Below are 10,787 nucleotides of genomic sequence, written 5' to 3'. Positions count from 1 at the left end.
AGCCCCAGCAGACCCACACCCTCACCGTCACCTTCGACCCCGCCGATTGGGAGGGCACCGTCTCCTGGTCCTCTTCCGATGAGACCTGCGCCACCGTAGACGAGGACGGCGTGGTCACCAACGTCAACACTTCCGGCACCCAGCGTCGGGCCGTAATCACCGCCACCGCAGGCGGCCAGACCGTGACCTGCACCGTGTACTGCCAGTCTACGGCTCCCGTCACCCCCGCCCCCACCGCAGAGCCCACGCCCGAACCCACTCCTGAGTCCGGTGACATTCCCAACGGCTCCAAGGGCACCATCATGAACGCCGCCAACGGCCTGCGGGTGCGCTCCGGCCCCGGCACCAGCTATGACGTGCTGGCCAGCCTGAAAAACGGCGACTCCATCACCGTGGTCTCCTACGCCGGGGACAACTGGTATGAGATCCGCTATTCCAGCACCAAGATCGGCTACATCATGGGCGACTACATCAACGCCAACTAATTTCAGCTTTTTGTACATAACACCACTGCAAGGGAGCTTGCAGTGGTGTTATGTTTCCATCTTGCAATTCTTTTCCAGCCGCTACCTCTTCTCCCACAAGCTCAAGGGCGCCACCCTGGCCTTCTTTGTCACCCTGGCCTGCACCGTGCTCTTTGACCTGTCCATTGCCATTGTGGCGGGTATGGCCCTGTGCTGCGTGATTTTCACCGTCAAGTGCGTGCAGCATGTGGAGGTGACCATCAGCGAGGTGGACCCCCAGCGGCTCCAGCGCATCAACCTGTCCTATCACCCCCGCCACTCCTCGGTGCGGGTGGTGTACATCTCCGGGGCCATTTTCTTCGGCTCTGCCGGGTATCTGGAGCGGTCCCTGGCCCAGCTGCCTTCCGACACCACCTCGGTGATTCTCTCGGTGCGGGGCGTGTCCACCGTGGACGCCACAGGCATCCAGACCTTCTCCCGGTTCATCCAAGCCCAGCAGGCCCACGGCACCCGGGTCTTCTTTACCGGAGCCAGCCCCGCCTTCCGCACCGCCATGGACCGGGGCGGCGTCACCCAGCTGGTGGGCGAATCCGCCTTCTACTGGAGCGCCATGGATGCCCTGTCCGACATTGCCCAAGAACAACAAACGGTGTAACTTCTCATTCCCGCCGTCCGGGGGACGGCGGGAATCTTTCTTGCAGTTTTGCCCCAGTTCTGGTATACTGGAGAAAATTCATACCTAACAGGAGGTATTTCTTTCATGCTTACCGTTGACCATATCAGTGTGATGAATCTGGAAAACGCCATGCGGGGCGCCCGCAATCCCCTGAACAGCTGGGCCCGCAGCGACAGTTACTACGACGAGCAGGGCAACTACATTCTGGGTGAAAACGACCTTGGCCTGGCCCAACGCCTGTGCTCGGCCGGCACCGACCACCGGAAGTTCATCCGTCAGATCATGGTGTCCATGGACATCACCGCCCCCATGTACTGGTGGAAGGAGTTTGACACCTACAAGGTGGGCACCGTGGCCAACTCCACCTCTACCATGCACAAAATCCACGCCAAGGCCTTTGAGCGCAGCGACTTCAGCTGTGACCACATGACCCCTGAGACCCTGGCCCACTTCGACGGGACCATCGCCTACTTAGAGCAGGTGCGCAATCGCTATCTGGAGACCAAGGACAAGACCCACTGGTATGACCTCATCCAGCTGCTCCCCTCCAGCTACAACCAGATGCGCACCGTCACCCTCAACTATGAGGTGCTGGCCAACATCTACTATGCCCGGCGCAATCACAAGCTGGACGAGTGGCACACCCTGTGTGACGTGATTCTCACCCTGCCCTACGCCAAGGAGCTCATTGGAGCCTGCGAGAAATAAGGCGATGACAGCCCCGGGACCGGGGGTTCCGGGGCTATGGAAAAAAACTTTGATTTTTTTGAGAAAACATGTTGACAATAGGGGGGACCCCTGCTATAATAACCTTCGCTGCAAACGTGATGTGCCACACACGCTGGTGTAGCTCAGCTGGTAGAGCAGCTGATTTGTAATCAGCAGGTCGGGGGTTCGAATCCGTCCACCAGCTCCACGTTTCTACAATTTCATATGGAGGAGTACCCAAGTGGCCAAAGGGGGCAGACTGTAAATCTGTTGTCTTCGACTTCGATGGTTCGAATCCATCCTCCTCCACCAAAAAAAAGCAACCTCAAATGAGGTTGCTTTTTTTCATCTGAGGGTGGGTTCGAAAGCCGGCTCTTAGCAGAGTGCCAGTGGCACTCTGCAACCGGCGTGGCTTTTCCGCAGAAAAGCGAATCCATCCTCCTCCACCAAAAATCGACAAGCACCGTTAGGGGCTTGTCGATTTTTACTTTTTCTCTCTTCCCTATTCACTCTTCCCTAAAACCGATGGGTCGATTTTTGGAAGGTAAGAAGTAATAGTGAATAGGTAATAAGTGCGGTGTGCCTCCGGCACGGATTTCAAACGAGGCGGAGACCTGAAGAATTCCCCAGCCCAACGCCTCCCTCAGGGAGGGAGGCGGGCCGACGTAAGTCGGCTCGGAGGGAGCCATTTTTCCAGTTCGCTCGTCTGCACACTTGCCAGCCTTCCGGTGTTGCGCCTCGTAGGGGCGGATATCATCCGCCCGAACCCAGGGCAGCGCACCCACCCGGGCGGATGATCCGCCCCTACGTCCGGTTTCTGCCAGGGCCCCACTCTAACCAAAATCCGTGCCGCAGGCACATTCTTCATTTTTTCATTCTTCATTACAAGAATACCGCCTGTGGACATGCCACAGGCGGCCTTTTTCTTATCCCAGCAGCAGCTTGTCGTCCGCCTCGTCGGACCCGGTGGCCTGGCCGAACTTGGCCAGCAGGTCCTCCACGGTGAGCTTTTTCTTCTCCTCCCCGGAGATATCCAGAGCCACCCGGCCCTCGTACATCATGATGAGTCGGTTGCCGTGGGCAATGGCGTCTCGCATGTTGTGGGTGATCATCAGGGTGGTGAGGTGATCCCGCTGGACGATGGTCTCGGTGGCAGCGAGCACCTTGGCCGCCGTCTTGGGGTCCAGAGCTGCGGTGTGCTCGTCCAAGAGCAACAGCTTGGGTTTCACCAGGCTGGCCATCAAAAGGGTCAGGGCCTGGCGCTGGCCACCGGAGAGCAGCCCCACCTTGGAGGTCATGCGGTCCTCCAGTCCCAGGTCCAGCAGCTTGAGCATCTCTCGGTACTCCTCCCGCTCCGCCTTGGTGATCCCGGCGCCTAGAAAGCGGCGCTTGCCCCGGCGGGCGGCCAGAGCCAGATTCTCCTCAATCTGCATGGTGGCGGCGGTGCCCATCATGGGGTCCTGGAACACTCGGCCAATGTAGCGGGCACGCTTGTGCTCGGGCAGACGGGTCACGTCCACCCCGCCGATGGTGATGGTGCCCTCGTCCACCGGCCACACCCCGGCCACGGCGTTGAGGAGGGTGGATTTGCCCGCCCCGTTGCCGCCGATGACGGTGACAAAGTCCCCTTCCTTCAGGTGGAGGGATACGCCGTTGAGGGCGGTCTTCTCGTTCACCGTCCCGGCGTTGAAGGTCTTGTAGATATTCTCAATCTTAAGCACGGTTCACACCCCCCCGCTTCACAGGCTTGGCAAAGTACTTGCCCTTCCAGTAGGGCACCGACAGGAACACGGCCACCACCACCGCAGACAGCAGCTTGAGGTAGTTGGAGTCCATGAGGTTCAGAGACAGCACCAGCTGGATGACCATGTAGTAGATGATGGCGCCGATGGACACCGCCAGCAGCTTCAACCCGAAGTTGCGGAAGAGCTTGGAGAAGATCACCTCGCCGATGATGACGGCGGCCAGGCCGATGACGATGGCGCCCCGGCCCATGTTGGCGTCGGCAAAGCCCTGGTACTGGCTCAGCAGGGCCCCGGACAGGGCCACCAGGCCGTTGGAGATCATCAGGCCCAGCACCTGGTTGCGCCGGGTGTTGATGCCCTGGGCCCGGGCCATGGCCTGGTTGGCGCCGGTGGCACGGATGGAGCAGCCCAGCTCGGTGCCGAAGAACCAGTACAAAATCGCGATGATGACCACCGTGACCACGCCCACCACAAAGATGGGGTGCTGGTAGAAGGGGCGGGTGCCTTTCCCCACGTCCTGAACAAAGCGCAGGGACACCAGCAGCTTGTTGAGCACGTCGGGGTTAATGATGTTCAAGGCCACATTGGCCTTCATGGACATGATGGCCAGGTTCACCGACCACAGCCCCAGCTGGGTCAAAATTCCGGCCAGAATGGCGGGAATGCCGCACACGGTGTGGAGCAGTCCGGTGACCAGCCCCGCAGCCATGCCCGACACCGTGGCCGCCAGCAGCGCCACCCACAGGTTGATTCCCTGGGAGAAGAGCACCACGAACACCGCACCTCCGGTGCAGAAGGAGCCGTCCACGGTCAAGTCGGCAATGTCCAGAATCTTATAGGTGAGGTAGACGCCAATGGCCATAATGCCCCAGATCAGGCCCTGGGAGATGGCCCCAGGCAGGGCGTTTAAAAAATCCAGCATGGTTGTTCCTCCTTGCAATCAAGACACAAGAGAGCGAGGGGTTCCCCCGCTCTCTTGGTGGTGTGTTCCCTTATTCCGCATCCAGGGCGGTGTAGCCCTCCGGAGGCGTCAGCCCCAGGTCATCGCAGATGGCCTGGTTGTACATCTTGGTGAACTGGGGGGCGTACTCAATGGGCATCTGGGAGATGTCCGCCTCCCCACGGAGCACCTTCACCGCCATCTCGCCGGTGGTGACGCCCAGGTCATAGTAGCTGATGGACAGAGTGGCCACGCCGCAGCCCTTGCAAATGCCCTGCTCTCCGGTGAACACGGGAATCTTGGCGGGGCGGCAGATGTTATCCACGATGGAGGCGTTGGAAGCCACGGTATTGTCGGTGGGCACGTAGATGACGTCGCTGTTGTCCGCCGCCGTCTGGGTCACCGCCGCCATGTCGTTGGAGTCGGAGAAGGCGTACTGGGTGCAGGTGTAGCCCAGCTCCTCCAGATGCTCCTGGACGGTGTCCACCTGGTACTGGCTGTTGGGTTCCCCGGAGCAATAGAGCAGGCCCACCGCCTTGGCCTCGGGACACCACTCCTGAATCATGGCCGCCTGCTGGTCCAGGGGGGCCAGGTCGGAGGTACCGGAGACGTTGGTGCCCACGGTGCCGGAGAAGTCGTCCATTTTCAACGCCACGCCGTACTCGGTCACCGAGGTGCCCAGCACCGGGATATCCCCGGTGGCAGAGGCCGCCGCCTGCAAGGCAGAGGAGGCGTTGGCCATGATGAGGTCCACCCCGCTGGAGACAAAGGTGTTGGCGATGGTGGCACAGGTGGCGGGGTCGTTGGCGGCGTACTCCAGATCAAAGGTCACCTTGTCCCCAAACGCCTCCTTCAACGCGTCCTGGAACCCTTTGGTGGCCTGGTCCAGCGCCTCGTGGGGGGTCAGCTGCACAATACCGATGGTATAGCTGTCCTTCTCTCCGCCGGACTGGGTATTCTGGGAAGTCTGGCCGCCGCAGCCTGCCAGTCCCGCCGCCATGGTCAGCGCCAACAGCGCTGCGCCTGCTCTCCAACTGTGTTTCATGTTCCTTCCTCCTATCCAAATGGGCACTTCAACGCTTTTAGCCATCAAAGTGTCTGAGTCTGAACAAAGAGCCTCCCGGCTCGTTGCAAACAGTATAATGCTTTAATGCATTGATGTCAAGGGGGGATTTACACATTTGTGAACGAAAGGGAAACAACTTGGCCGGGCATGGACTTTCCCCTGGGAGTATGGTATACTGTTCCATGGTAGATTGCCAAAAAACTTCATGGTAAAGAACCCCCATCATCTCGCATCATCCAGCAGCCCTCGGCAGAGTTTTCCCATCCGCAGATGGGAAAATAAATTGAAATCACGTATTTTCCCAGGACATGCGCATGGGAAAATACACATCTCAGCCCGCCAGTGTGGAATTGGGTCGCCCTTTGACCCAATTGTGCATGCAGCGGGCTGCATCCCCCTCGAGAAAATGCTGGCATGTTCGAGATATAGATAGGTATGCCCAAGGAGGTCAGCCCCATGGCTGGAAAACTGATCGTGTTTGAGGGAACGGACGGCTCGGGAAAGTCCACCCAATTTCAACTGTGCTGTCAGGCACTGAATGAGGCGGGGCGGGAATTCCGTACCACCGTCTATCCCCGCTACCGGGAGGAATCCTCGGCCCTGGTGCGGATGTATCTGGGGGGCGCCTTTGGCTCCCACCCCGACGATGTCAACGCCTATGCCGCCTCCACCTTCTTTGCTGTGGACCGGTACGCCGGGTACAAGCAGGAGTGGGGGGCCTATTACGAAGCCGGAGGACTGATGGTGATGGACCGTTACACCACCTCCAATGCCGTGCATCAGGCCTCCAAACTGCCGGAGGACCAGCGGGAGGCGTTTTTCCACTGGCTCTTTGATTTGGAGTACCAGCGCATGGGCCTGCCCAGCCCCGACCAGGTGATCTGGTTGGATATGCCCACCCATCTGGCGGTGGCCAACCTCCGCCGCCGGGAGGCGGTGACCCATACCCAGGCGGATATCCACGAGGAGGACAACAACTACCTCACCGCCTGCGCCCAGGCCGCCGCTCAGGCCGCCCAGCTCTACGGCTGGAAGCGCATCTCCTGTGTCAACGACCAGGGCCAGCTGCGCGGCGTAGAGGACATTCATGAGGAAATTATGCAACTGATTTTGGAATAAGGAGGACGATATCATGGTTTACATTCTGTTAGCCACTGGTTTTGAAACCGCCGAGGCCTTGGCCCCCGCCGACGTGCTGCGCCGGGGCAATGTGCCCGTGTCCCTGGTGGGTGTCACTGGCCCCACCGTCCAAAGCGCCCAGGGTGTCACCGTCACCACCGACGTGGCCCTGGCCGAGGTGACCCTGGCCCCCGGCGACATGGTGATGCTCCCCGGCGGTCTGGGTGGTGTGGACGCCCTGGAGCACAGCGAGGCCGCCATGGCCCTCATCCGCCAGGCCGCTGCCGATTCCCAGGTGTGGCTCACCGCCATCTGCGCCGCCCCCACCCTGCTGGCCCGGGCCGGGCTCATCCCCGCCGGAGCCCGCGCCGTGTGCTACCCCGGCATGGAGGGGGACCTGGTGAAGGCGGGCGTGGAGCCCTGTATGACGGAGCCTTTCGTGGTGGAGGGACACCTCATCACCGGACGGGCCGCCGGGTCCAGCTTCGACTTCGGTCTGGCTCTGCTCACCGCTCTTTCTGGGGCTGACGTGGCCCGCCAGGTCCAGAACGCCATTCACTACATGGCATGACCCCCCAGGAGCTCAAGGAGCGGCTGCGCCGGCAGGCCGCAGCCCTTCCCCGTGCCAATGTCCCCCACCTGTTGGAGCAGTTTCTGGCTCTGCCCCAGGTGGAAGCGGCCCACACCGTGATGGTCTTCTACGGCGTGGGTCGGGAGCCGGACACCACCGCCCTCATTGACCAGCTTCTGGCCATGGGCAAGCGGGTGGCCCTTCCGGTGTGTCTGCCCCAGCGGAAAATGGAGGCCCGGGCCATCACCAGCCAGGACCAGCTCATCCCCAACCACTACGGCATTCCGGAGCCGGACGGGGTGTGCCCCATCGTCCCCCAGAAGGACGTGGACGTGGTGCTGGTACCCAACATGATGTGTGACCGGGCGGGATACCGCCTGGGCCAGGGCGGCGGCTACTACGACCGGTGGCTGAAGGGCTATACCGGGTTCACCGTGTCCGTGTGTCCCGCCGACCGATTCCAGGAGCAGCTGCCCCACGCCGAGTACGACGTGCCGGTGCAGCTGGTACTCACCGACGCCTGACAAACGCCAAGGGCGGAGAGGGGTCCCCTCTCCGCCCAACGGATACGTGCGCTTTTTAGCAGCAGCCGTCGTTGCAGCCGCAGCCGCAGTTGTTGCCACAGCCATTGCCGCAGCCACAGCCGTTGCCGCCCATGTTACCGCCACCGCAGCAGCAGCAGAGAATGAGTACCAGGATGATGATCCACCAGCAGCCGCCACCGAAACCATTGTTACCACAACACATAACAAGTCACCTCACATCAGATTTCCGGTACAGGTACCGGCTCGGACGCCGCACACCACATGGTCTGCGGCGCCGGAGTCGGCGCCCGTCCCCGTTTCTGCGTTATACTATGTGGTCACGGCGAGATTGGTTCCCCGACCTTAGAAGAAATTTTTCAGATAACCTATCCTGATGAGGAGTGAAACAAGACATGTCAGAACAACGTTCCCACGCCCCCCAGGAGCCCCAGCGACGGCCACGGGTCTCCCGCAACCGGAAGAAAACCCACCGCACCAAGGCGGCCAGCGCCCTGCTGTATGTGCTGTTCGTGGTGGGTCTGTCCGCCGTGCTGGCCACCGTGGGCTGGATCTGGGCCAACGACCTGCTGGCCCTGAACAAGGAGTACACCTCCGCCATCGTCAAGGTGGAAAACGACGAGAAGTTCAGCGATGTGGTGGATTCCCTCAAGGACAACGGCCTCATTGAGTACAAGTTCCTCTTCCACCTCTATGGCCTGTTCTCCAACGCCAGCGACAAGATCACCCCGGGCACCTATGAACTGAACACCGATATGGACTACCGGGCCCTGGTGACCAACATGAGTTCGTCCTCGTCCACCCGTCAGACCATTGACATCACCATCCAGGAGGGCTATACCATCGACCAGATCTTCCAGCTGCTGGAGGAGAAGGGGGTCACTACGGTGGAGCAGCTCCAGGATATGTCCGCCAACTGGGACTACAACTTCAGCTGGCTCAAGGACCTGCCCCTGGGCGACTACCACCGTCTGGAGGGCTACCTCTTCCCCGACACCTACACCTTCTATCTGGGTGAGGACCCCAAGTACGTCATCAACAAGATGCTGGTGAACTTCGAGTCCAAGATGGAGGACTATATGGACCAGTTCAACGAGGAGAGCAAGTACTCCCTCCACGACATTGTCACCATCGCCTCCATGATTGAAAAGGAGACCGACGGCGAGGACTACGCCAAGATCTCCTCGGTAATCTACAACCGTCTGGAGAACACCAATGCCGAGACCCAGGGCTACCTGCAAATCGACGCCACCCTGGTGTATCTCAACGGCGGCAAGGTGCCCACTGAGGCAGACAAGGCCATTGACTCCCCCTACAACACCTACCTGTACAAGGGCCTGCCCGCCGGACCCATCTCCAACCCCGGTATGACCGCCCTGTATGCGGCTCTCAACCCGGAGAACACCAGCTACTACTACTATGTGCTCAACCCCGAGACCAAGAAGCACGAGTTCACCAAGACCTACGCCCAGCACCAGGCCCTGGTGGAGAAGTACGGAGTGGAAGAATGAAAAACGTAGAGTTATTATCCCCCGCCGGGGACATGGAACGACTGACCATGTCCCTGGCCTACGGGGCTGACGCCGTGTATCTGGCGGGCAACGCCTTCGGTATGCGGGCCTTTGCCGGCAACTTCGACCGGGACGAGATGACCCAGGCCGTGCAGCTGGCCCACGACAAGGGGGCGCGGGTCCACGTGACCTGCAACACCCTGGCCCGCAACGATGAGATCGCCCGTCTGCCCGAGTACCTGGAGTTTCTGGAGTCCATCGGTGTGGACGCCGTCATCAGTGCAGGCGTGGACGTGCTGAGCCTGGCCCACCGCTACGCCCCCCATGTGGAGGTGCACATGTCCACCCAGACGGGCATCACCAACTATGAGATGGCCCGGGTGTGGCACGACCTGGGCGCCAAGCGGGTCATCCTGGCCCGGGAGCTGTCCCTGGACGAGGTGGCGGAGATCTGCGCCAAGGCCCCCCGTGATTTGGAGGTGGAGGCCTTTGTCCACGGCGCCATGTGCGTCAGTTACTCCGGCCGCTGCCTGCTGTCCAACTATATGACCGGGCGGGATGCCGCCCGGGGTGCCTGCGCCCAGCCCTGCCGCTACCAGTACGCCCTCATGGAGGAGAAGCGGCCCGGGGAGTACTTCCCCGTCTTCGAGGAAAACGGGGAAACCTTCATCATGAACAGCCGGGACATGTGCATGATCGACCACGTGCCCGAGCTGCTTCAGGCGGGTCTGGACTCTCTGAAAATCGAGGGCCGGGCCAAAAGCGCCTACTATGCCGCCATGACCACCGCCGCCTACCGCCACGCCATTGACGCCGCGGTGGAGGGCAAGCCCCTGGAGCCCATCTGGCGGGCGGAGGTGGACAAGGTCAGCCACCGCCACTACTCCACCGGCTTCTACTACGGCCAGCCGGGGCAGTACACCGACTCCGCCCGGTACATCCGGGACTGGCAGGTGCTGGCCATCGTCACCGACTGCGACGAGGACGGCAACGCCACCCTCTCCCTGCGCAACAAGTTCACCGCCGGGGACCAGATCGAAGTGGTGGGCCCCGATGTGCCCGCCTTTCCCCTCACCGCGCCCCTCATGACGGACGGGGAGGGCTTCACCCTGGCCCAGCCCCGGCACCCGCAGATGGTGTTTCACATGAAGCTCCCTCGCCCGGTGCCGCCTCTGTCGGTGGTGCGGGCCTGCCGCCCCAACTCCTAAAAGTAATCAAAAAAATGCAAGCATTTTTTTGAGGGGATGCAGCCCGCTGCATGCATAATTGGGTCAAAGGGCGACCCAATTCCACACTGGCGGGCTGAGATGTGTTTTTCCCGATGCGCATGTCCCCGGGAAAAACGGATTTCAATTTATTTTCCCATCTGCGGATGGGAAAACTCTGCCGAGGGCCTATTTACCCTAAGCCCCCCACGAACTTTTGCCTTTTGGATAATCTAAAAT

12 protein-coding genes and 2 tRNA genes are annotated in these 10,787 nt (G+C 60.8%); 10 read left to right on the top strand and 4 right to left on the bottom strand.

Going from position 1 to position 10,787, the window contains the following annotated elements; genetic code table 11:
* The 5 genes from E0L15_RS11580 to E0L15_RS11560 all read left to right on the top strand — a co-directional run.
* Positions 1–485 (top strand): SH3 domain-containing protein (locus tag E0L15_RS11580; RefSeq protein WP_168125708.1); only part of this gene is annotated, 485 nt, incomplete at its 5' end.
* 61 nt (positions 486–546) lie between these two features.
* Positions 547–1,119 (top strand): STAS domain-containing protein, encoded by a 573-nt coding sequence (locus E0L15_RS11575; protein WP_168125707.1) that lies wholly within the window; start codon positions 547–549, stop codon positions 1,117–1,119.
* Between the two features lie 105 nt (positions 1,120–1,224).
* Positions 1,225–1,848 carry a hypothetical protein gene (locus E0L15_RS11570; protein ID WP_168125706.1) on the top strand — a complete coding sequence of 208 codons (624 nt, stop codon included), beginning with the start codon at positions 1,225–1,227 and terminating at the stop codon, positions 1,846–1,848.
* Between the two features lie 132 nt (positions 1,849–1,980).
* A tRNA-Thr gene (locus E0L15_RS11565) sits at positions 1,981–2,056 on the top strand.
* Positions 2,057–2,075: 19 nt separating this feature from the next.
* Positions 2,076–2,160 (top strand) — tRNA-Tyr (locus E0L15_RS11560).
* 614 nt (positions 2,161–2,774) lie between these two features.
* Here the strand turns inward: E0L15_RS11560 and E0L15_RS11555 are convergent.
* From E0L15_RS11555 to E0L15_RS11545, 3 genes are all read right to left on the bottom strand, one after another.
* Positions 2,775–3,569, bottom strand: a complete 795-nt coding sequence (locus E0L15_RS11555) for an ABC transporter ATP-binding protein (protein WP_168125705.1) — start codon at positions 3,567–3,569, stop codon at positions 2,775–2,777.
* Positions 3,562–4,515, bottom strand: a complete 954-nt coding sequence (locus tag E0L15_RS11550; RefSeq protein WP_087232132.1) for an ABC transporter permease — start codon at positions 4,513–4,515, stop codon at positions 3,562–3,564. Before E0L15_RS11550 ends, E0L15_RS11555 begins: the two co-directional genes overlap by 8 nt.
* Before the next feature lie 70 nt (positions 4,516–4,585).
* Positions 4,586–5,578 carry an ABC transporter substrate-binding protein gene (locus tag E0L15_RS11545; RefSeq protein ID WP_168125704.1) on the bottom strand — a complete coding sequence of 331 codons (993 nt, stop codon included), beginning with the start codon at positions 5,576–5,578 and terminating at the stop codon, positions 4,586–4,588.
* Between the two features lie 477 nt (positions 5,579–6,055).
* On the opposite strand from E0L15_RS11545, the gene E0L15_RS11540 reads away from it, so the two are divergent.
* From E0L15_RS11540 to E0L15_RS11530, 3 genes are read left to right on the top strand one after another with little or no spacing between them, the layout of a single operon-like run.
* Positions 6,056–6,718, top strand: a complete 663-nt coding sequence (locus E0L15_RS11540; RefSeq protein ID WP_168125703.1) for a thymidylate kinase — start codon at positions 6,056–6,058, stop codon at positions 6,716–6,718.
* 13 nt (positions 6,719–6,731) lie between these two features.
* The gene (locus E0L15_RS11535; protein WP_168125702.1) at positions 6,732–7,289 is read left to right on the top strand and encodes a DJ-1 family glyoxalase III; all 558 of its coding nucleotides are present in this window, start codon (positions 6,732–6,734) and stop codon (positions 7,287–7,289) included.
* Entirely contained in the window at positions 7,286–7,813 is a 528-nt protein-coding gene (locus tag E0L15_RS11530) for a 5-formyltetrahydrofolate cyclo-ligase (RefSeq protein WP_168125701.1), read from the top strand. The genes E0L15_RS11535 and E0L15_RS11530 overlap by 4 nt, the downstream gene beginning before the upstream one ends.
* 55 nt (positions 7,814–7,868) lie before the next feature.
* On the opposite strand, the gene E0L15_RS11525 is transcribed toward E0L15_RS11530, so the two are convergent.
* Positions 7,869–8,036, bottom strand: a complete 168-nt coding sequence (locus E0L15_RS11525; RefSeq protein WP_164488793.1) for a hypothetical protein — start codon at positions 8,034–8,036, stop codon at positions 7,869–7,871.
* A 190-nt stretch (positions 8,037–8,226) separates the two neighbouring features.
* On the opposite strand from E0L15_RS11525, the gene mltG reads away from it, so the two are divergent.
* Positions 8,227–9,342 (top strand): endolytic transglycosylase MltG, encoded by a 1,116-nt coding sequence (mltG, locus tag E0L15_RS11520; protein WP_168125700.1) that lies wholly within the window; start codon positions 8,227–8,229, stop codon positions 9,340–9,342.
* On the top strand, positions 9,339–10,550 hold the full coding sequence (locus E0L15_RS11515) for a U32 family peptidase (protein ID WP_168125699.1): 1,212 nt from the start codon (positions 9,339–9,341) through the stop codon (positions 10,548–10,550). The genes mltG and E0L15_RS11515 overlap by 4 nt, the downstream gene beginning before the upstream one ends.
* The last annotated feature ends 237 nt before the right edge of the window (positions 10,551–10,787 follow it).

The organism is Pseudoflavonifractor sp. SW1122, assembly GCF_012027765.1.
GTDB lineage: Bacteria > Bacillota > Clostridia > Oscillospirales > Oscillospiraceae > Enterenecus > Enterenecus faecium.
This window is presented reverse-complemented; position numbering and strand designations above follow the sequence as displayed.